General features: G+C 72.5%; 18 protein-coding genes. 7 read left to right on the top strand and 11 right to left on the bottom strand.

What is annotated here, in order from left to right; all coding sequences use genetic code 11:
• Nucleotides 1–6 precede the first annotated feature (6 nt).
• The 6 genes from AQJ64_RS32860 to AQJ64_RS32835 all read right to left on the bottom strand — a co-directional run bounded on the left by AQJ64_RS32860 (nucleotide 7) and on the right by AQJ64_RS32835 (nucleotide 7,355).
• Nucleotides 7–1,791, bottom strand: coding sequence for an ABC transporter ATP-binding protein (locus AQJ64_RS32860; protein WP_055631269.1), 1,785 nt, complete (start codon nucleotides 1,789–1,791; stop codon nucleotides 7–9).
• Complete coding sequence (locus AQJ64_RS32855; RefSeq protein ID WP_055631268.1) at nucleotides 1,792–2,859, bottom strand: iron-siderophore ABC transporter substrate-binding protein; 1,068 nt, start codon at nucleotides 2,857–2,859, stop codon at nucleotides 1,792–1,794.
• Nucleotides 2,860–2,971: 112 nt separating this feature from the next.
• Nucleotides 2,972–3,811 (bottom strand): ABC transporter ATP-binding protein, encoded by an 840-nt coding sequence (locus AQJ64_RS32850; RefSeq protein WP_055631267.1) that lies wholly within the window; start codon nucleotides 3,809–3,811, stop codon nucleotides 2,972–2,974.
• A gap of 38 nt (nucleotides 3,812–3,849) precedes the next feature.
• The gene (locus tag AQJ64_RS32845) at nucleotides 3,850–4,911 is read right to left on the bottom strand and encodes a FecCD family ABC transporter permease (RefSeq protein WP_055631266.1); all 1,062 of its coding nucleotides are present in this window, start codon (nucleotides 4,909–4,911) and stop codon (nucleotides 3,850–3,852) included.
• The gene (locus AQJ64_RS32840) at nucleotides 4,908–5,966 is read right to left on the bottom strand and encodes a FecCD family ABC transporter permease (RefSeq protein WP_055631265.1); all 1,059 of its coding nucleotides are present in this window, start codon (nucleotides 5,964–5,966) and stop codon (nucleotides 4,908–4,910) included. The genes AQJ64_RS32845 and AQJ64_RS32840 overlap by 4 nt, the downstream gene beginning before the upstream one ends.
• Before the next feature lie 36 nt (nucleotides 5,967–6,002).
• Entirely contained in the window at nucleotides 6,003–7,355 is a 1,353-nt protein-coding gene (locus AQJ64_RS32835) for a lysine N(6)-hydroxylase/L-ornithine N(5)-oxygenase family protein (protein ID WP_055631264.1), read from the bottom strand.
• Between the two features lie 266 nt (nucleotides 7,356–7,621).
• On the opposite strand from AQJ64_RS32835, the gene AQJ64_RS32830 reads away from it, so the two are divergent.
• Together AQJ64_RS32830 and AQJ64_RS32825 are read left to right on the top strand one after the other, a co-directional pair.
• Complete coding sequence (locus tag AQJ64_RS32830; RefSeq protein WP_055631263.1) at nucleotides 7,622–8,569, top strand: methionyl-tRNA formyltransferase; 948 nt, start codon at nucleotides 7,622–7,624, stop codon at nucleotides 8,567–8,569.
• Between the two features lie 217 nt (nucleotides 8,570–8,786).
• Nucleotides 8,787–10,367: a serine/threonine-protein kinase gene (locus AQJ64_RS32825; protein ID WP_059203230.1), complete on the top strand. Its 1,581-nt coding sequence runs from the start codon at nucleotides 8,787–8,789 to the stop codon at nucleotides 10,365–10,367.
• 244 nt (nucleotides 10,368–10,611) lie between these two features.
• On the opposite strand, the gene AQJ64_RS32820 is transcribed toward AQJ64_RS32825, so the two are convergent.
• Both AQJ64_RS32820 and lnt read right to left on the bottom strand, forming a co-directional pair.
• Complete coding sequence (locus tag AQJ64_RS32820) at nucleotides 10,612–11,091, bottom strand: NUDIX hydrolase (protein ID WP_055636048.1); 480 nt, start codon at nucleotides 11,089–11,091, stop codon at nucleotides 10,612–10,614.
• A 35-nt stretch (nucleotides 11,092–11,126) separates the two neighbouring features.
• Nucleotides 11,127–12,743, bottom strand: a complete 1,617-nt coding sequence (gene lnt, locus AQJ64_RS32815) for an apolipoprotein N-acyltransferase (RefSeq protein ID WP_055636049.1) — start codon at nucleotides 12,741–12,743, stop codon at nucleotides 11,127–11,129.
• A gap of 218 nt (nucleotides 12,744–12,961) precedes the next feature.
• On the opposite strand from lnt, the gene AQJ64_RS32810 reads away from it, so the two are divergent.
• On the top strand, nucleotides 12,962–14,032 hold the full coding sequence (locus tag AQJ64_RS32810) for an O-antigen ligase family protein (protein WP_079062081.1): 1,071 nt from the start codon (nucleotides 12,962–12,964) through the stop codon (nucleotides 14,030–14,032).
• An 18-nt stretch (nucleotides 14,033–14,050) separates the two neighbouring features.
• On the opposite strand, the gene AQJ64_RS32805 is transcribed toward AQJ64_RS32810, so the two are convergent.
• Together AQJ64_RS32805 and AQJ64_RS32800 are read right to left on the bottom strand one after the other, a co-directional pair.
• Nucleotides 14,051–14,608: a hypothetical protein gene (locus tag AQJ64_RS32805; RefSeq protein ID WP_055636050.1), complete on the bottom strand. Its 558-nt coding sequence runs from the start codon at nucleotides 14,606–14,608 to the stop codon at nucleotides 14,051–14,053.
• 108 nt (nucleotides 14,609–14,716) lie between these two features.
• Complete coding sequence (locus tag AQJ64_RS32800) at nucleotides 14,717–15,502, bottom strand: glutamate racemase (RefSeq protein ID WP_055636051.1); 786 nt, start codon at nucleotides 15,500–15,502, stop codon at nucleotides 14,717–14,719.
• 39 nt (nucleotides 15,503–15,541) lie between these two features.
• On the opposite strand from AQJ64_RS32800, the gene AQJ64_RS32795 reads away from it, so the two are divergent.
• Nucleotides 15,542–16,735, top strand: coding sequence for a glycosyltransferase (locus AQJ64_RS32795; protein ID WP_059203238.1), 1,194 nt, complete (start codon nucleotides 15,542–15,544; stop codon nucleotides 16,733–16,735).
• Nucleotides 16,736–16,751: 16 nt separating this feature from the next.
• Here the strand turns inward: AQJ64_RS32795 and AQJ64_RS32790 are convergent, their stop codons facing one another.
• Nucleotides 16,752–18,077: a TerD family protein gene (locus AQJ64_RS32790; RefSeq protein WP_059203237.1), complete on the bottom strand. Its 1,326-nt coding sequence runs from the start codon at nucleotides 18,075–18,077 to the stop codon at nucleotides 16,752–16,754.
• Nucleotides 18,078–18,385: 308 nt separating this feature from the next.
• Here AQJ64_RS32790 and AQJ64_RS32785 point away from each other — a divergent pair, with 308 nt between their 5' ends.
• The 3 genes from AQJ64_RS32785 to AQJ64_RS32775 all read left to right on the top strand — a co-directional run bounded on the left by AQJ64_RS32785 (nucleotide 18,386) and on the right by AQJ64_RS32775 (nucleotide 20,472).
• Entirely contained in the window at nucleotides 18,386–18,817 is a 432-nt protein-coding gene (locus AQJ64_RS32785; RefSeq protein WP_055639136.1) for a DUF6643 family protein, read from the top strand.
• A 42-nt stretch (nucleotides 18,818–18,859) separates the two neighbouring features.
• Nucleotides 18,860–19,684 carry an MOSC domain-containing protein gene (locus AQJ64_RS32780; protein ID WP_059203229.1) on the top strand — a complete coding sequence of 275 codons (825 nt, stop codon included), beginning with the start codon at nucleotides 18,860–18,862 and terminating at the stop codon, nucleotides 19,682–19,684.
• A gap of 182 nt (nucleotides 19,685–19,866) precedes the next feature.
• Nucleotides 19,867–20,472 carry an Rv1733c family protein gene (locus AQJ64_RS32775; RefSeq protein ID WP_055634129.1) on the top strand — a complete coding sequence of 202 codons (606 nt, stop codon included), beginning with the start codon at nucleotides 19,867–19,869 and terminating at the stop codon, nucleotides 20,470–20,472.
• The last annotated feature ends 19 nt before the right edge of the window (nucleotides 20,473–20,491 follow it).

Below are 20,491 nucleotides of genomic sequence, written 5' to 3'. Positions count from 1 at the left end.
GGCCGGTCAACTGCCTTCTCGCCAGGCCCGCCACAGTCGTGCGTAGCGGCCGCCCACAGCCACCAGTTCGTCGTGCGTGCCCTGTTCGACCACGCGTCCCGCGTCCAGTACGGCGATCCGGTCGGCCGCCATGGCCTGGGTGAGCCGGTGCGCCACGAACAGCGTGGTCCGGCCGGAGCACGCGGCCAGTACCGCCCGCTCCAGTTCCGCGGCGCCCTCGCTGCCCGCCTCCGCGGTCGACTCGTCGAGCACGACCACGGGCGAGCGGGCCAGCACCAGCCGCGCCAGGGCGAGCTGGGCGACCTTGGTGACGTCCAGGCGCTCGCCGCCCTCGCCGACCGCGGTGTACAGCCCGTCGGGCAGCGCCTCGGCCCACGCGCCGGCGCCGACCCTGCGCAGCGCGCCCGTCAGCTCGGCGTCGGTGGCCTCCGGAGCGGCCAGCCGCAGATCGTCGGCGAGCGGACCGGAGAACACGTGGGTCTCCTGGGTCAGGATGCTCACCAGGGCCCGTGCCCCGGCCTCGTCCAGACCGGCGAGGTCGGTCGACCCGACGCGCACGGACCCGGACGTCGGGGTCCCGATGCCCGCGATCAGCGCGGCCAGGGTCGTCTTGCCCGCGCCCGTCGCCCCCACCAGGGCGAGCGAACCGCCGGCCGGGATCGTCAGGTCGACGTCCCTCAGGACCGGCTCGTCGGTGCCGGGGTAGCGGAACGTCAGCCCCTTCACGGTCACCGGCAGGGGCGCGGGGTCCGCCGGCGCGACGGCCGGGTCGCCCACGAGCCGGCCCTCGGCGGCCTCCCCCAGCACACCGACCAGCCGGGTCAGGCTCGCGCCCGACTTCTGCGCCTCGTCGAAGGTGAACATGATGAGGCCGAGCGGGGTGAACAGCCGGTGGAACAGCAGCGGCGCCGCGGACACCTCGCCCAGGGTGGCGGCGTCCGTCTCCAGCAGGCCGTATCCGACCAGGAGGATCAGGACCAGCCCGATGAACTCGGCGCGGTTCTCCCGGCCGACGAACCGGCCGAAGAACCGGAACACGTCGATGCCCAGGTTGCGCACCCGCCACGACTCGGCGGTGACCTTCTCACGGAAGGTGTCCTCGAGGCGGTAGGCACGGACCGTGTCGATCCCGTTCAGGCCGCTGATCAGGGCCTGGGCACGGTCGGCCTGGGCCATCCGCTGCCGCTGGTAGAGGGGCGCGGAGCGGGGCAGGTACCAGCGCAGGGCCAGCGCGTAGGCCGGCAGGGCCGCGGCGCCGGCCAGGCCCAGCCGCCAGTCCAGTCCGAACATGCCGGCCGTGGCGATGGTGACCAGCACCCCTGCCGAGAACACGGTGGGGACGGCCGTACGGATGCCCTTGGAGATCACGGCCACGTCGTCGCCGACCCGGGAGAGGACGTCTCCGCGGCCGACCTCCTCGATGCGTGCGCTCGGCATGCCGAGCACCGCGCGGACGGCGCCCTCCCGCAGCCGGGCGAGCAGGTCCGCGCCCAGCCGCCCGATCAGGTAGGTCGACACCGCGGTGGCCGCCGCGCCGAGCAGCGCGGCGACCGCGATCAGCACTCCGACGGTGACGAGGACCGAGCGCGACTCGCCCTCGACCACTGCGTCGACCACCCTGCCGAGCAGGAGCACGGGGAGCACCTGGAGCGCCGCCCCGGCCACCGTGGTGAGCACGGTGGCCGCGGTCAGCCAGGGCACCTCGCGGCAGTGCGCCGTGACCCACCGGCCGGCCTCGCGTCCGGACGCCGTACGCAGGGTCGCGGGGGCCACACGCGTGTCGGTCGACATCTACTGGCCGGCCGCCGACTCGACGAGTTCGTCGATCGCGTACGGCATCGACAGCAGGGTGCCCTGGGAGATGGCCGCGCCGACCGCCGGGCCCTCGCTGTCCAGCAGGTAGGACACGTTGCCCTTCTTCACGGCGTCGAGGTTGGCGAAGAGCTTGAACTTCTTCAGGGCTTCCGTGTCGGCCTTGTCGTTGATGACGAAGATGTGGTCGACGTCGACCAGGTCGACGCGCTCGGGGGAGAGCTTGGTGTAGAAGCTGCCGTCCGCGATCTTGTCGATCTCGGTCTGGTAGCCGAAGCCGATGCCGGACACGAGCCGGCCGCGGACGTCGGTGGAGGTGAACGGCGCCACGGAGTTCTCGTACCAGGACAGCACCACGGCCTTCCGGCCGGCGAACTCGGGGTGCGCCTTCTTCGCCGCGTCGAGCTTGCCCTCGATGTCGTCGACCATCTTCTGGCCCTCCTCGGCCTTGCCGAGGGCCTTGGCGATCTGGAGCGCGTTGTCCTGCCAGGGCGCGCTGAACGGCTCCTTCTCGGTCTTGGTACGGCCCACCGTGGGAGCGATCCTGGAGAGCTTGTCGTAGGCGGCCCGGTCGACCTCGGAGTAGACCGCGATGATCAGATCCGGGCGCAGGGCGGCGATCTTCTCGTAGTTGGGGCCGGAGTCACCGTTCTTCATGATGACCTCGGGCCTGGTGTCGCCCCACTTGTCCTTCACCCACGGCCACTGGGTGTTGATGTCGGGGCTCCGGCCCGTCGGGTTCGGGTACTGGTCGACCATGCCGACGGGCTTGATGCCGAACGCCAGGACGGTCTGGTCGTCGGTGTAGCCGACGGTGACGACCCGCTCGGGGGCCTTCTTGACCGTCGTGCTGCCGAACGCGTGCTCCACGGTGACCGGGAAGGCGCCGGCCGCGGTGGTCGAGGTGGCGTCGCCCGCCTTGTCGGCCGCGTCCGTGTCCGAGCCGGAACCGCACCCCGCGAGGAGGCCGACACCGAGGGCCGCGGCGGACAGGGTCGCCGCGAGCCGCCGCCACGGCCTTCTACGCGTCGTTCTGTGGAGGAGCATCCGTCAATCCCCTTGCTGTTCGCGCTGACCAGTGCGCCCGGGTAAGGGCAGGCAAACCGTACCGCACCGAAGTAAGGTTAGCCTAGCCTAACTTACCCAACTTTGTTGGCATCTAGTCCAGTTGGACGTGCGTACGCCCGATCGGAACGATGAGCGGCCGGTCTCCCACCGGGTCGTCGATCACCCTGGCGCGCAGTCCGAACGCCGCGTGGAGCAACTCGGCCGTGATGACGTCACTCGGGTGCCCCTGCGCCAGGATCGACCCGGACCGCATCACGACGAGGTGGTCGCTGTAGCGGACGGCCAGGTTGAGGTCGTGCAGCACCATGACCACGGTGCAGCCCGAGCCCTGGAGGTCGCTCACCAGGTCGAGCACGTCGATCGCGTGCGCCAGGTCCAGATAGGTGGTCGGCTCGTCGAGCAGCAGCAGGTCGGTGCCCTGGGCCAGGGTCATCGAGATCCAGACCCGCTGCCGCTGCCCGCCGGACAGGGTGTCGACCGCCCGGCCGGCCAGGTCGGACACTCCGGTCATGGCGAGCGCGCGCTCCACCACGGCGGCGTCGTCCGAGGACCACTGCCGCAGCCAGCTCTGGTGCGGATGGCGGCCCCGGGCGACCAGGTCGGACACCGTCAGCCCCTCCGGCGCGACCGGCGCCTGCGGCAGCAGCCCGAGCTTCTTCGCCACGTCCCTGGTCCTGAGCCCGGCGATGTCCTCGCCGTCCAGCACGACCGTCCCGCCGGCCGGCTTGAGCAGCCGCGCCAGGGTCCGCAACAGGGTCGACTTCCCGCAGCCGTTGGGGCCGATGATCGTGGTGATCACGCCGGGCGGTATCGCCACGTCGAGATCCTCGATCACGGTCCGGGCGCCGTACCCGACCGTGACCCCCCTCGCGGCCAGCCTCGCGGCCGTATCGGTCCCGGTCTCGACGCCGGTGATGGACTGAGCGACCACAAGGCCCCCTTGTTCAGGCTTACCTAACGTAGTGTCAGCTATCTGCGGTTCGCGCGTACCAGCAGATGGACGAGGAAGGGGCCGCCGATCGCGGCGGTGACCACACCGACCGGGAGACCGACGGGGAGGGCCGTACGCGCGAGCAGGTCCGAGCCGGTCAGCAGCAGGGCGCCCACCACACCGGAGGCCGGTATCGGTGGCGTGGGGGACCGGGTCAGCCGCATCGCCGCCTGCGGGGCCACCAGGGCGACGAACGGGACCGGGCCCGCCGCGCTCACCGCCACGCCGGCCAGCAGGACCGCGCACAGCAGGAGGGCCGCCCGCACCGCCGAGTGGCGGACGCCCAGGCCCGCCGCGACGTCGTCGCCGAGGTGCATCGGCTTGAACTGGAACGACACGCACGCCACCACGGCCAGGAGGACGAGCGTGCCCCAGAGCGCCACCTGCACCTCGCTCCAGGAGCGGTTGTCCAGCGAGCCGACCAGCCAGGCCTGGGACCGGGCCACGTCCCTGATGTCGGCCGTGGCCAGCAGCCAGGTCGTGATCGCCTCCGTCACCGCGCTCACCGAGATGCCGATGAGGATCAGCCGGAAGCCGTCGATCCCGCGCCGCCACGCCAGGAAGTACACCAGGAGCCCGGTGCCGAGACCGCCCACGAGCGCGGCCGCGGACACTCCCACGGAGTCGACGATCGCCGCGGCGGTCCCGCCCGACGCCGTCACCAGGAACACCGCGGTCGCACCCGCGCCCCCGGTGATCCCGAGGATGTCCGGGCTGGCCAGCGGATTGCGCGCGACGGACTGCGTGATCGCCCCGGACACCCCGAGCGCGATCCCCACGACGACCCCGGCCAGGGCGCGCGGCATCCGCAGATCCATGATCACGAACTCGTCGACCTGCTCGCCCCGGCCGAGGATCGTGGCGAGGACCCGGGGCAGGCCGATGGGAAAGTCCCCGACGCCGATGGACAGGCAGAACACCAGGAAGGTGACCGCCGCCAGCAGCAGCGTGACCAGAACCAGCCAGGGCCGCCAGACGAACGACACCCCGCCGAGCCTGAGGCCCGGTGCCACCGATGGCTTCACGTCCGTCCCGTTCATGCGTTCTTGAACTTTCCGAGCCACACCAGCCCCGCGAAGAACGGCGCGCCGAGCAGGGCGACGAGGACACCCGCGTCCAGCTCCCCCGGACGCACCACCAGCCGCCCCACGATGTCGCAGACCAGCAGGACGACGGCGCCGAGCAGTCCGGCGTACGGCACCAGCCAGCGGTAGTCGGGACCGGTGAGGTACCGGGCCACATGGGCCACCATGAGCCCGAGGAAGGCGATGGGACCGCAGGCCGCCGTCGCCGCGCCCGCCAGCAGGGTGACGGCGGCGATGCCGACCGTCCGGCTCAGCGCGATGTTCACGCCCAGCCCGCGCGCCACGTCCTCGCCGAGGTTCAGCAGGTTGACGGTGGGCAGCGTGGTGAGCGCCAGTACGAGGCCGACCGCGATGAACGCGGTCACCGGCCAGATGACGTCGAAGCCGATCCCGGCCACGGAGCCCGCGTTCCAGAACCGCAGGGCGTTCAGCGACTTCTGGTCCGACAGCGCGACCGCCGTGGTCATCGCCGCGAGGAACACCGTGACGCCCTGCCCGGCGAGGGCGAGGGTCAGGGGGTTGCCGGCGCCCCGGCCGATGCTGGCCAGGCCGAACACGACGACACCGGCCACCGCCGCGCCCAGGAAGGCGAACCAGACGTACTGGAAGGGGCGGGAGAACCCGAACACGGCGATCGCCGACACGACGGCGAAGGACGCGCCGGAGTTCACCCCGAGCAGGCCCGTGTCGGCGATCGGGTTGCGGGTGTAGCCCTGGAACAGGGCACCGCCGACGCCCAGGGCGATGCCCGCGACGATCGCGAGCACCGTCCGGGGCACCCGTACGGTCTGCACGATGAGCCTGATCTCGGTGAGCCGCCGGTCGGAGTCGGGCGCCGCGAACAGCCCGTGCCACACCTCACCGGGACTCAACTCGCGCGCTCCCACCGCCAACGACACCATCCCCGCGGCGACGAGAATCGCCACCAGCATGCCGAGACCCACAACTCGCTTACGGCGTAACCGTGTTGGGGCCTGGGAGGTGGGTCGCTCCACTGCTGTCGTGCCCATGTCGACGTACGTTGTCCCTCTGATCGGCGGATCGGCCTAGCGCGCGGTGCTGCTGGTGCCGTCGGCGACCGTCCGCGCCCCGCCCGAGGGGACCGGGCCCCGGCCGACGAGCGAGTCGAGGATCTCGCCCACCCGGATGGCGGTGTTGGACAGCAGCGCCGAGGTGATGCCGTGCGTGTGCTCGGTGCCGCCCTGGAGGTAGATGCCGCAGCGCAGGTCGGGGTCGGTGGCGATGCGGTAGTCCCGCTCGACGCGGACCCGGCCCTCGTCGTCGCGCAGACAGCGGTCCGCGACCTCGCCGAGCAGGGCGACGGGGTCGGCGGGACTGTAGCCGGTGGCGAAGACCACGACGTCCGCGTCCAGGAGGGTCTCCTCCCCGGTGACGAGGGAGGTGACCGTGGCCCGCACCTTGCCCTGCGCGTCCTTGACGTCGGTGAGCCGGGAGACGTTGAGGAAGCGCAGACGCTCGCTGCCGAGCACCTTCTCCTGGTACATCTGCCGGTAGAGGTCGTCGATCAGGTCGATGTCCACCACGGAGTAGTTGGTGTTCCCGTGGTAGTCCATCAGCCGGCGCTTGACGTCCTCCGGCGCGGTGAAGAACTCGTCGACGGCCGCCGGGTCGAAGATCCGGTTGGCGAAGCTGCTGTCGTCGGCGGGGCTGTAGCCGTAGCGGGAGAAGACGGCGCAGACCTCGGCCTCGGGGAAGCGCCGGTGGAGGTAGGCGACGTTCTCGGCGGCGCTCTGTCCGGCGCCCACGACGACGAAGCGCGACGGCGAGCCGCCGTCCAGCCCGTCGACCTTCGCGAGGAGTTCGGAGTTGTGCCAGACGCGCTCGGAGCGCTCCACCCCCTCCGGCATGAGGGGACGCAGACCGGTGCCGATGACGAGGTTGCGGGCGCGGTGGACCGCGAGCCCCTCCCCCGACCGGACCGTGACGTCCAGGTGCTCCACCACACCGTCGCGGACGACGGGCATGACGCCGACGACCTCGTGGCCGTAGGAGACCATGTCGTCGACCTTGCGGGCGGCCCACTCGAAGTAGTCGTGGAACTCCACCCGCAGCGGGAAGAGGTTCTTGTGGTTGATGAAGTCGATCAACCGCCCCTGGCTCTGGAGGTAGCACAGGAAGCTGTACTCGCTGGCCGGGTTCCGGAGCGTCACCAGGTCCTTGAGGAAGGACACCTGCATGGTCGCGTCGTCGATGAGCATGCCTCGGTGCCATCCGAAGCGCGGCTGCTGCTCGAAGAAGTGGGCGGTGACCGCTTCCTCGGGGGCGACGCCTGCGTTGTGCTCGCTGAGCGCGATCGCCATGGCCACGTTGGACGGCCCGAAGCCGATGCCTATGAGGTCGTGGATCAAAGGGGCGTCGCCAGGACGAGCCTGTGCCATGTCACTCCCATCGTGCGGGCGGCCGCCCTGCGGGGAAGGCGGCCGTTGGTCGAGCATCGGGAAGTACGAGAAGCCGGGCACGCCGAAGAGCCGCGGCCCGAACTTAGGTAAGGCTAAGCTCATTCCTTGCAGCCTGTCCATAGAACAAACCGGACAGCCCGGAGACTGACCGCCCGTCAGCACGCCTTCCCCGAGGCCCCGTTGACCACTTAGGTAAGCCTTGCTTTACTGACCGGGCACCCATTCCTGGCCTGAGGAGGAACCCCATGCGGGTCGTCATGTTCGGTTACCAGACCTGGGGGCACCGCACCCTGCAAGCCCTCCTGGACTCCGAGCACGACGTGGTCCTCGTCGTGACCCACCCCAAGAGCGAGCACGCGTACGAGAAGATCTGGAGCGACTCGGTCGCCGACCTCGCCGAGGAGAACGGCGTACCGGTCGTCATCCGCAACCGGCCGGACGACGAGGAGCTGTTCGAGCGCCTGAAGGAGGCCGACCCGGACATCATCGTCGCCAACAACTGGCGTACCTGGATCCCTCCGCGCATCTTCGATCTGCCGCGGCACGGCACACTGAACGTGCACGACTCGCTGCTGCCGAAGTACGCCGGCTTCTCCCCGCTGATCTGGGCGCTGATCAACGGCGAGCCCGAGGTGGGCGTCACCGCGCACATGATGAACGACGAGCTCGACGCCGGCGACATCGTGCGGCAGGAGGCGGTGCCGGTCGGGCCGGCGGACACCGCCACCGACCTCTTCCACAAGACCGTCGACCTCATCGCGCCGGTCACCATCGGCGCGCTCGGCCTCATCGCCTCCGGGCAGACGGAGTTCACCCGGCAGGACCGCTCCCGGGCCAGCTTCTTCCACAAGCGGTCCCTCGAGGACAGCCGCATCGACTGGGGCTGGCCGGCCGAGGACCTGGAGCGCCTGATCCGCGCCCAGTCCGAGCCGTACCCCAGCGCGTTCACCTTCCACAGGGGCAGGCGGCTGGAGGTCCTGGCCGCCGTCGTCTCCGAGGGATGCTACGGCGGTACGCCCGGCCGCATCTTCTACCGCGAGGGCGACGGTGTGGTGATCGTCGCCGGAGCCGACGCCCGCACCGGCCGCAACCACGGCCTGGCGATCACCCGCGTCCGCACCGAGGACGGCCGCGAGCTGCCCGCGGCCGAGTACTTCACCTCCATGGGCGGCTACCTGACCAACCGCCCCTGACCTCCACGTCCGGCGCGGCACCGGCCATCGCTGTCGGGCGGATCGACGATCCGCCCGAACGGCCCGGCGCACCAAGGCGGGTCGGGGAGACCGGAGTCCCCCTTTTTCCCCTCTCGCCCCCACCCGACGGGAAGTAGACTGACATGACTTGATCGCGCATACGGCCCTCATGCGGCCCGGGTAGGACTCGGAGAGGTTCATGAGGAGTCTGGATCCCATGGATCCCCCGGCCATGGGCGGCTATGCCCTGCTGGCACGGCTCGGCGCCGGGGGCATGGGGCAGGTCTTCCTCTCCCGTACGGCGTCCGGCAGGCCGCTCGCGCTGAAGACCGTGCGCAGCGAGTTCGGCGCCGATCCGGGGTTCGAGGAGCGGTTCGCCCGAGAGATCACCAGCAGTGAGCAGGTGCGCTCCGCGTGGACGGTCGCGGTCGTCGACTACAGCCCCGCCGGGCACAGGCCGCAGTGGCTGGCCACGGAGTACGTCCCCGCTCCCTCCCTCGCCGACTGGGTGGAGCGGCACGGCCCGCTGCCCGAGCCCGCGGTCCGCGCCCTCGTGGCGGAACTCGCCGAGGGACTGCGGGCGGTGCACCGGGCGGGCCTCTCCCATCGCGACCTGAAGCCCTCCAACGTGCTGCTCGCCCGCCGCCACCCCCTGCTCATCGACTTCGGCATCGCCCGTGCCGTGGACGACACCCGGCACACCCGGACCGGCGGTGTCATCGGCTCACCCGGATACATGGCGCCGGAGCAGGTGACCGGAGGGATCTCGGCCGGGCCCGGCGACCTCTTCGCCCTGGGCGCCGTACTCGTCTACGCGGCCACCGGGAAGAGCCCCTTCCTGCACCCCGGCGAGGATCCGTCGGCAGCGCAACTCCTCTACCGGATCGTGCACGAGGAGCCCGTGCTGGACGGCGTACCCCCCGCCCTTCTGCCGCTGGCGGCCGCCTGCCTGCACAAGTCCCCGGAGGCCCGCCCCACGACGGACGACCTGCTGAAACAGCTCGGCGGTGACCAGCTCCCCTGGGCGGGGGCACTGCCGGCGGGCCTGGAGACGGAGATCACCGCGAAGGAGGCCGAGCTGCGGTCGGCGCTGGACCGGCCGGCCTCCTCCTCCCCTCCCGCACCGGCGGGATTCGGACCGCCCCTCGCCCACTTCCGCCCTCCGGCCCTGCCGCCCGTCCCCGCTGCGGGACCCCCGCCCTTCGCCCCTCCCGGCACGGCCTCCGGCCGCCTGCCCGGCCGGCGTTCCCCGTACGTCCGTACGGCCGCCGTCCTCGCGGGCATCGCGGCGACCGCGGCGGCCGTCGCGGCGATCACCTGGCCGGACGACGACAAGAACGCGTCTCCCTCCCCGTCCGCCTCTCCCTCCGCCTCCCCCTCCGCGGCCACGGCGCCGGACGCCCTGCCCGCGTCCTGGGTCGGCACATGGCAGGGCACCGGCCCCGGCAGCTCCTCCGGTGACGGCATCGTCAACGCCCGTACGACCAAGGTGTCCGTCACCGTCACGTTCCACGCGGCGGACCGAGGCCAGATCGCGGGCAGACAGATCAGCAACGTGACCGACGCGGCCAGTGGCCGGGACATCGGCTGCACCGAAACCCTCCGCCTGGAGGAGTCCCACGGAACGACCATGGTCTTCCAGGCGGCCACCAGCACCGCCACCGACCCCTCCACCGGCGTGCTCTGCACACCCGGCAACCTCTACACCCTGACGAAAACCGGCACCGACGCCCTCACCCTGGAGGACGAGGGCAGCCAGACAGCGGGCTCACCGTCCCACCTGACCCGGTCCCGCTGACTCACGGCAGCGCATCTCGACGCCGCGTCTTCTCCGCGAGCGGTGGGCGACCATGCACGTCACCGCCGTCGGCGTCCTCGTGCCCCGGCTTTCGGAGATCGTGCGACGGTGCTCGCCCGCCGCGTCGACGGGCTGGTCATCGGCGACGCGCATCCGGACGGGGCCGCTCTGCACCCGCCGGACCTGCGCAACACACCCTTCGTCAGCCGAACGGGCGTTCAGTGCGCGCCGTCGAGGCCGCACCTCACTCGGCCGGTGTGGTCTCGAACCACGCGGGTTCGTCGGAGAGCGCCTGCTTGATGCGGAACACCTGGCGTTCGTGCATCGGCGGCAGGGCGTCCACCTCGAACCAGCCGACCTGGACGGACTCGTCGTCGTTGACCCGCGCCTCGCCGCCGACGGCCCGGCAGCGGAAGGTGACGTCCATGAACTGGCACTGGTCGCCGTTGGGGTACTCGACCCGCCGCCCGGAGCGGATCAGGACGACGCGTTCGGGCACGCAGTGCACGCCCGTCTCCTCCTCCACCTCCCGCACCGCGCAGTCCGCGGGCTGCTCGCCCGGGTCCGGGATGCCGGTGATCACGGTCCACTGACCGTTGTCCGCGCGCTGTCCCAGCAGTACGCGTCCCCGGTCGTCGAAGACGACGGCGCTGACGCCGGGGAGCCACAGGAGCTGGTGACCGGCGGAGGCCCGGATCTCGGTGATGAACTCAGGAGTCGGCATGGGACCGACCCTAACCGGACCGGTCCCCCGCCGGACTACGCCTGGGCGCCGACACCCCGCCGGGCGCGTACGCCCGCGGCGGCCGCCCAGCCCAGACCGCCCGCGGCGACGAGCACCAGGGCGATCTCCGGGAGGATCCCGAGCCGGGTCGCGGGCGTCTCGGAGGACCGCAGCGGCACCTTCTGCACCAGGTTGTCCGCGACGAACATGCCGGTCTTCTGGGTGATCGTGCCGTCCGGCATGATGATCGCGCTGACGCCGCTGGTGACGGGCACGGTCACGGTGCGGCTGTGCTCGACGGCGCGGACGCGGGACATGGCGAGCTGCTGGTAGGTCATCTCGCTGCGGTCGAAGGTGGCGTTGTTGCTGGGCACGGAGATCAGCTGGGCGCCGTCGGTGACCTCGGAGCGCACCGCCCAGTCGAAGGCGGCCTCGTAGCAGGTGACCAGGCCCACCTTCGTGTCGTCCATGGTGAACACGCCCGGCTTGGTGCCCCGGCTGAAGTCCTGGCGGACCATCGAGGTCCAGTCGCTGTTGATCGCGCCGATCAGGGAGCGCAGCGGGAGGTACTCGCCGAACGGCTGGATCTGGCGCTTGTCGTAGGTCTGGGTGGGGCCCGTCTCGGGGTCCCAGAGGATCTGCTCGTTGTAGAGCTTGCCGTCGCGCTCGACGACTCCGCCGACCGAGATGGGCACACCGATGGCCTTGGCGGCCTTGTCGATGACGGCGGCCGCGTCCGCGTAGGCGAAGGGGTCGATGTCGGAGGAGTTCTCGGGCCACAGCACGAAGTCGGGCTGCGGCTTCTTGCCCGCCTTGACCTCGGCGGCCAGCCGTTCCGTCTCCCGCGCGTGGTAGTCGAGGACGGCGCGGCGCTGGGAGTTGAAGTCCAGGCCGAGGCGGGGCACGTTGCCCTGGATGACGGCGACCGTCGCGGTGCCGTCCTCCGCCTTGTCGCTCACCAGGGAGCGCGAGGCCAGGGCGGCGCCGACGGGAACGGCCAGGCTGAGCAGGGCCACCGCGGCGGCGGACCTGCGCACCTCACCCGTGCGCCGGCGGTCCAGGATCAGCCGGACCGTCTCGTAGAGACCGAAACCGCACAGGACGACGGCGAAACCGAGGACCGGGGTGCCGCCGAGCGCGGCGAGCGGCAGGAAGACACCGTCCGCCTGACCGAAGGCGATCTTGCCCCAGGGGAAGCCGTGGAACGGCACACGCGCGCGTGCCGCCTCGCCCGCCGTCCAGAGGGCCGCCGCCCACACCGGCCAGGCCGGCAGCTTCGAGACCCTGGCGATTCCGACACCGACCAGGGCGATGAAGACCGCCTCGATGGCCACCAGGGCGAGCCAGGGGCCGGGGCCGACCTCGACGCCGGTCCACACGAGGAGCGGCAGCAGGAAGCCCAGGCCGAACAGGTAGCCGAGGCCCAGCGCCGCCTTCCAGGTGCGGCCGCGCAGCACCCAGCCGAAGACCGCGAAGGCGGGCAGGGCCAGCCACCACACGGTCCGGGGCGGGAAGCTGACGTAGAGCAGCACTCCGGCGAGCGCCGCCGCGGCGGCGGGCAGGAGGCGCAGCAGCCGCGCGCGGCGGGAAACCGGCGTGGTCTGGGGCTCGAGCTGGTCGGGCTGGCCCACGGAAGTTGCGGTGACGGTCACTCCGGGAGTGTACGGCGGGTCACCTTTTGGCCGACAGCACGGTCCACGGCGGCACCCTGTGGACCGTGCGTCGCGCACGACCCCGGCACAGCTCATCCACAAACCGCCCATCAGCCGTTACGGTGTGCCAGAACCCCGTTCGCACAGACGTCCGGGGTGGTACTGGCCGGGGGCGACCGGGTTCGGGGGGTCTGGTGGGGTCCACGGGTTCCACGGGGATGACGTCGGCGGCGGGCGCGGACGCCGAAGGAGAGAGACGCAACGTCTCCGACGCGGCCGGGGTGGCCGTGCTGGGGGCCTGCGCCGTGTGGTCGCTGGTCAGCGCGGCCGTGGACGGCGGACGGCCCGAGGGCGTCCTTCTCGCGGTGCTGGCCGTCGCGGCCGGCTATGCGACGGGGCGGATCTGCGGAGTGCTGCTGCCGGTGGCCGCGCCGTGCGCCGCGGCGCTGACCGGGCTCACCCTGACCGTGGCACTGCCCCGGCTCGCGCCGGGACCGGAGATCGCCTCGCCACTGGGCCACGCGGGTGCCACCGCCGCGGTGCTCGCGCTGTCGGCGGGTGCCGCGTGCTGCGCCGCCTGGGCGACGCCCGTGCCGCTGCTGCGGCTCGCCCTGCGGCTGCTGGCCTGCGGTGTCGTGGTGGCCGGGGCCGCCCTGGGCTCGGTCGCGGCGGTGGTGGCGTGCTGTGCCGTCCTGTTGTGCTCACTGGCCGCGGGGCGGATGCGCCACCGGGGTCCGGCCCTCGCCGGGCTGGCCCTCGCCACGGCCGCGGTGACCGGTCTGACCTGGGCGGTCGCCGGGAACGCGCTGCCCGCCGACCTGGTCTCGTCCCTGGCGGACCAGCTCACACCGCGACGGGTCGCCCTCTGGCGTGACGCCCTGCACCTGGCCCACGGCCACGGCGGGCTCGGTGTGGGGCCCGGCCGCTTCGGGGAGCTGAGCGCCACGGCGGCGCAGTCGACGCTCTCCGACGGCAAGCCGCACTCGGCGCCCCTGCAGCTGGCGGCGGAACAGGGTGCCGTAGGAGTGCTGCTGCTCGCGGCGGCGTACGGCTGGGTGCTGTTCGCGCTGTGGCGCGCGCCCCGTCCCACGCCGGTGGTCCTCACGGCGGGAGCCGCGCTCACCGCCCTCGCGGCGCTCTCCGCCGTCGGCAACGCGCTGAGTTTCACGACGGTGTCGGTCGGTGCGGGCCTCCTGGCGGGCCTGGCGACGGCCCGGCCGCTGGCCGACGAGCCGGTGTCCGGGCTGTCGGCCGGATCGAGCAGGGAACGCGACAGGCCTGTCGTCTGACGTCCGGGAGAACCAGGGTCACAGGGCCGGGCCGGGCGTCCGCGACCGCAGCCGGGCTCTGATCGCCTCCACGGCGGACTCGGCCTCGTCCACGGTGATCGTGAACGTATGGCCGTCCCACAGCCGCAGCACCACGCCCTCGCCACGGCGTACGACGACGGCGGTGCCCTTCTCGGGGCGCCAGCGGTAGCCCCAGCCGCCCCAGTGGCGCGGGGTGACGCAGGGGTCGAAGTCGGCGCCGGCGACATGCGAGAGCGGGATCCGGCGGCGGGGCACACCGATGTGGCCGCAGCGCACCTCCACCGCGTCCTGGTCGAGCTTGAGGTCGACGTGGACGAAGGCGAGGGTGCCGAAGAGAACCAGCAGTCCGGCGGCGATGCAGCCGACGACGGACATGACGAGGGGAGCGGTGCCGGACGTCCAGGCGGAGTCGACGGCCAGCTCGATGCCGAGCGCCATGCAGGCGGCGCCGGCCAGCGCGAGCAGCCACTGGAACCGGTTCGTGGCGCGCCCGGTCCAGACGTCGGGAGCCGGAGTGTCCTCGCCCGGAGGGTGAACGTGGGAGTGGTCCCTCATATACATGAGGTTACTCAGGTTTCCCTGCGCGGCCAGGGCGTCGCACAGGGTGACTGTGCCGAGTGGCGGCGGCGCACGGGACCGGGTGCTACTGCCGGTGACCGCCGGTCACGGGGCGGGAGTGACGGTCTGGAGCAGCCGGCCTTCCGCGTACGCCAGGGCGGGCTGCGGGAGGCCGCCCTCGCGGCCGCTGAGCAGAACGGTCACGGAGCCGAGACCGGTCGTCCCGGGCTCGGGCGCCGCCCCGATGCGGCGCAGGGCCTGTGCGGCGACGGCACCGGCCGAACCGTGCAGGACCAGGGGCGGCCGGCCGGGGCGCTGGACGGCGGTACGGATGCGGTCGGCGACCAGCTCGTAATGGGTGCAGCCCAGGACGACGGTCGTGACGTCCCCGGGAGTGAGGGCGGCGGCCGCGGCGACAGCGGAGGCGATCGCCGTCTCGTCCGCGTGTTCGACGGCCTCGGCGAGGCCCCAGCACGGGACCTCGGCGACGGTGACCCCGCCGGCGTGGTCCTCGATCAGACCGCGCTGGTAGGGACTGCCGGTGGTGGCGGGGGTGGCCCAGATGGCGACAGGGCCGCCGCCGGCCGCGGCCGGCTTGATCGCGGGGACGGTGCCGATGACCGGGATGCCCGGTTCGAGGCGGGCGCGCAGAGCGGGCAGGGCGTGCACGGTCGCGGTGTTGCAGCCGACGATCAGGGCGTCGGGGCGGTGGGCGGCCGCGGCCTCGGCGACGGCCACCGCGCGCGCGGTGAGGTCCTGCGGGGTGCGCGGGCCCCAGGGCATGCCGTCGGGGTCGAGGGAGAGCACGAGATCGGCGTCGGGTCGCAGACGCCGTACCGCGGCGGTGGCCGCCAGCAGCCCGATTCCGGAGTCCATGAGCGCGATCTTCACCCGGCCACCATAGACGATGTGCTGCTGCGGACCGGCGGGGTGGGGCAGACTGCGCGGGTGAGCGCCGTCGTGTGGATCGCCGCCGTGTCCCTGGCCGCCTGGGTGTGGCTGTCGCTCTGTCAGGGCTTCTTCTGGCGCACGGATGTCAGGCTGCCGGCCCGGCGCGAGCCGGAGGAGTGGCCACCGGTGTGCGTGGTCGTCCCCGCGCGCGACGAGGCGGCGGTGCTGCCCGCGAGCCTGCCGTCGCTGCTCGCGCAGGACTATCCGGGGCGCGCCGAGGTGTTCCTCGTCGACGACGGCAGCTCGGACGGCACCGGGCACCTCGCACGCGAACTCGCGCGGCGGCACGGCGGACTGCCGCTGACCGTGGGCTCGCCGGGCGAACCGCCGGCGGGCTGGACGGGGAAGCTGTGGGCGGTGCGGCACGGCATCGCGCTGGCACGCGCGCGTGGGCCCGAGTATCTGCTGCTGACGGACGCCGACATCGCGCACGCGCCCGACAGCCTGCGGCAGCTGGTCGCGGCGGCACGCACCGGGGGCTTCGACGTCGTGTCGCAGATGGCGCGGCTGCGGGTGGAGAGCCTGTGGGAGCGGCTGGTCGTGCCGGCGTTCGTCTATTTCTTCGCCCAGCTGTATCCCTTCCGCCGGATCGGGCGGCGCGGGGCGCGGACGGCGGCCGCGGCGGGCGGCTGTGTGCTGCTGCGCGCCGAGGCGGCCGAGCGGGCGCGGATCCCGGAGGCCATCCGCCATGCGGTCATCGACGACGTGGCGCTCGCGCGCGCGGTGAAGCGTTCGGGCGGCCACATCTGGCTGGGGCTGGCCGAGCGGGTGGACAGCGTGCGCCCCTATCCGAGGCTGCACGACCTGTGGCGGATGGTCTCGCGCAGCGCCTACGCGCAACTGCGGCACAGTCCCCTGCTCCTGACCGGTACGGTGCTCGGCCTGGCGCTGGTGTATCTGGTGCCGCCGCTGGCCCTGGCCGCCGGGCTCGCCGTCGGCGCCACGCCCACCGCGCTGCTCGGCGGCCTGGCATGGCTGGTGATGACGGGGACGTACATGCCCATGCTCCGCCATTACGGGCAGCCGCTGTGGCTCGCGCCGCTGCTGCCGTTCACCGCGTTCCTGTACCTGCTGATGACGGTGGATTCCGCCGTGCAGCACTACCGGGGGCGGGGCGCGGCCTGGAAGGGCCGCACCTACGCCCGTCCGGACGCCGTGACCGACGAGGGCTGAGGGTCTCGGGAAGGGGCTATTTGCGGCCCGGTGTCCAGTTCATGCCCCAGTTGTAGACGCGGTCGACGGTCCGCTGCGGGCTGACCCCGCGGTCGGGCACGAGATAGCGGGCCTCCCGCTGGACGATGAGATCGCCGCCCTGGTGGGTGATCAGCGCGAGCGCGCACACGGTCGAGGGGACGGTGCACTCGTCGAGGGAGAAGTCGACCGCGGCGCCGAACTGGGGTTGCAGGGTGACCGTCGCATGCAGGTCGGCGAAGGAACGGGCTCCTTCGTAGATGGTGACGAAGACGAGGATGCGCCGGAAGTCGTTCCGGTGGTCGAGGTTGATGGTGAGGTTCTCGCCGCTGGCGACGGCCCCGGTGCGGTCGTCGCCGTCGAGGTGGATGTACGGCGGCTGGTGCAGCGCGCCGAAGGCGTTGCCGAGGGCCTGGACGACACCCTTGCGGCCGTCGGCGAGCTCGAACAGGGCGCACAGGTCGAGGTCGAGGTCGTTGTGGAGGGCGACGGCACGGCCGCGCTTGCTGCCCCAGCCCGAGAACTGTCTGCGCACCTCCCAGTTGAGGTTCACGCGCATGACCCCCGAGGTGCCGCCCTGTTTGGCGAGGGACACCGCGGGGGCGGCCTTGGTGAGCGTCACCTTGGTCAGCCGGACCGGGCCGGCGGGCGGGGCCGGCGGCGGGGGCGGCGGGGCCTGGTGGACGGGCGGGGGCACGGTGACCGGCAGCGCGGGCATGGTCGGCTGGGCCGACGGGGGCGGCGGGGCCGGGACCGTGGGCGGCACGGGCGGCGGCGACGGGGGAACCGGGGGTGCCGCGTGCTGCGGCTCGTCGACGGTGATACCGAAGTCCGTGGCCAGTCCCTCGAGGCCGGTCGCGTACCCCTGCCCGACGGCACGGAACTTCCAGGCACCCTGGCGCCGGTAGAACTCGCCCAGCACGAATGCGGTTTCGACCGTGGCGCCGGTGCTGTCGAACCGTGCGGCGACGGTGCCCTGCGCCGCGTCCCGTACCTCGATGTAGAGGTCGGGCAGCCGCGCGAAGCTGCCGCCGTCGGCGGAGGCGGCCAGCACGACGGTCTCGATCGAGGGCTCCACGCGCGCGAGGTCGACGAGCAGGGTGTCGGTCACCCGGCCGCCGGCCGTGCTCTTGCCCTCGTGGCGGACCGCCCCCGAGGAGTGGGCCGGCTGGTTGTAGAAGACGAAGTCGGCGTCGGACCGCACCTTCCCGCCCACCAGCAGCAGCGCCGAGGCGTCCGCGTCGGGCACCCCGGGCCCCGAGCGCCAGCCCAGCTCGACCCGCAGCGCCGTGGTCGGCACCGGGGTGTTGGAACCCTTCGGCATCGACATGTCCGCCCCCTCGACTTTCGCTTCGGCTTTCGCTGCGCCGGGCCGCGCGCCGACGCCTGACGGTTGTCTACCCGGTCAACCTATTCCGCAGGACGGCGCAGGCCCAGGAAAGGCACAGGAACGACCGGCCCCGACCCTCCGGTAACCCGCCCGGAACTCGGCTTTTACACGATCAGGCCACTGCCCGACGCCCCTTTTCCCCATGTTCGCTCGCATTGGGGATCGGAGGGCACTGCCGACACGGAAATCAACCCTCTTATCGGTCTCCCCAACCAGCACATCGTGGGCTTAACTTATGTGCCATGACCTCCCCCCGCTCCACCTATGGCGGCTACTACTCCGCCTTCCCGGACACCCCGATCTACGACTCGCTCGTGGCTGAGCGAGGCACCCCGCAGATCGCCCCGATCCGGGTCCCCGCCGCCTACGACACGCCGAGCAGCAGCAACCTGCCCGCGCTGCCGTCGGCACTGCCCGCCCTCCCGGCGGGCCCGTCGCAGGCGTCCTACGGCTACCCGCAGGCGCAGCAGCCCTCGCCGCTGCAGCAGGCGCCCGCGGCGTACATCCCGCCGCAGGCCGCCGCGCCCCGCGGTTACCCGGGTCCGCAGATGCCGCAGCAGCCGCGCCCGGCGGCGCCCGGAATGGGCTACGAGGCCATGCGCCCCGCCGCTCCCCGGCCGGCCGCGCCGCAGTACCAGGACCCGTACAACAACCAGCAGTACCGCGGCTACTGATCCGCCCCGGGGGTTGTCGGTGCCACCTGGCAGGATGGCCTCATGCGGAACGCGCAACTGCTGTCCATCCATCACTATCCGGTCAAGGCGTGCCGGGGCCAGGCGCCCCGGGAGGCCGTCGTGGAGCCCTGGGGGCTGGCCGGAGACCGACGCTGGGCGCTGATCGACGACGGGGGAAAGGTCGTCACGCAACGCCAGCAGCCGCGCCTGGCGCCGGTCGCCGCCGAGCTTCTGCCCGGCGGCGGCGTCCGGCTGTCCGCACCCGGTCTGGAGCCGCTGACCGTGGCGGTGCCCGAGCCGGTGGGCTCGGTCGCGCTGGAGATCTTCCGGGACAAGGTGGAGGGGGTCCTCGCCGACGCCGAGGCGCATGCCTGGTGCAGTGCGTATCTCGGCGTCGACGTCCGCCTGGTCCACATGGACGATCCCGCGACGCGCCGGCCCGTCGATCCCGAGTACGCGCTGCCCGGCGAGACCGTCAGCTTCGCCGACGGCTATCCGCTGCTGCTCACCACGGTCGCCTCGCTCGACGCCCTCAACACCCTGGTCGCCGACGGCGATCACGCCGCCGAGGGCCCGCTGCCGATGAACCGTTTCCGGCCGAACATGGTCGTCGCGGGCACCGAGCCCTGGGCGGAGGACGACTGGTCGCGGGTGGAGATCGGCGAAGTCGCCTTCCGGGTGGCCAAGTCCTGCGGACGGTGTGTCGTGACCACCACCGACCAGACCACGGCCGGCCGCGGCCGGGAACCCCTGCACACCCTCGGCCGGCACCGCCGGATCGGCGGCAAGCTCGTCTTCGGCCAGAACCTGGTCCCCCTCACCCGCGGCACCGTCCGGATCGGCGACCCGGTCCGGGTGATCGCCTAGTCCGGCCGCGTTCCGCTCCGCCTCGACGTGCGGGAACCTCCACCGGGTGCCGAAGCGTTGGGCTGTCGTGAGAAGTTCATGAGAGGTCCCGGGCGCGGGTGATTTCGCTCTCTCTTCGCCCGGGTTCCCGCGTGAACGGCTCCGGTGGGGGTTATCACGGAGCGGGAAGGGGGTGCGGGACGGTGCGAGCGATCGGTGGAATCTGGCGCTGGCGGCACAATCCGCTGCGCCGCGGGACGGATCTGGTCGAGGCATGGGTGGCGCTGTCCGCGCTGCTGCTGATCCTCCTCGTCGCCCCCGTCGTGGGCTCCCTGATCGGCGCGGTCGCCCAGGACTCCCTGCAACAGGCGGTCCGTGAGCAGCGGCAGGCCCGGCACGAGATCACGGCCACCGTCGTGCGCAAGGCGGCCGCCTCGCCGCTGCAGGCCGACCCCGAGGCCGCCTCCGGGCGGGAGACCCGCAGCCGGGTCGTCGCCGACTGGACCGCCCCGGACGGCACCGGACGGCACGGCACGGTGCTGGCCGCCCTGAAGACGCCGCACCGCGGCGACCACTTCGAGATATGGACGGACGCGCACGGCACTCTCGTGGCCCGGCCGCTGGACTCCGCCACCGCGACGACACACGCGGTGCTGGCCGGATTCGGCGCGGCCCTGCTGACCGCCGGCGCGGTCGAGGGCGGCAGACGGCTGATCGTCTGGCGCATGGTCCGCCGCCGGTACGCCCGCTGGGACCAGGCATGGGACCGCGCGGGTCCGGACTGGGGCCGTACAGGTACCGGTAGCTGACGTCGTTCGGTCAGTGGTC

The organism is Streptomyces griseoruber, assembly GCF_001514205.1.
GTDB lineage: Bacteria > Actinomycetota > Actinomycetes > Streptomycetales > Streptomycetaceae > Streptomyces > Streptomyces griseoruber.
Note: the sequence above shows the minus strand (reverse complement) of the source record. Positions and strands in the feature narration are given on the sequence as shown.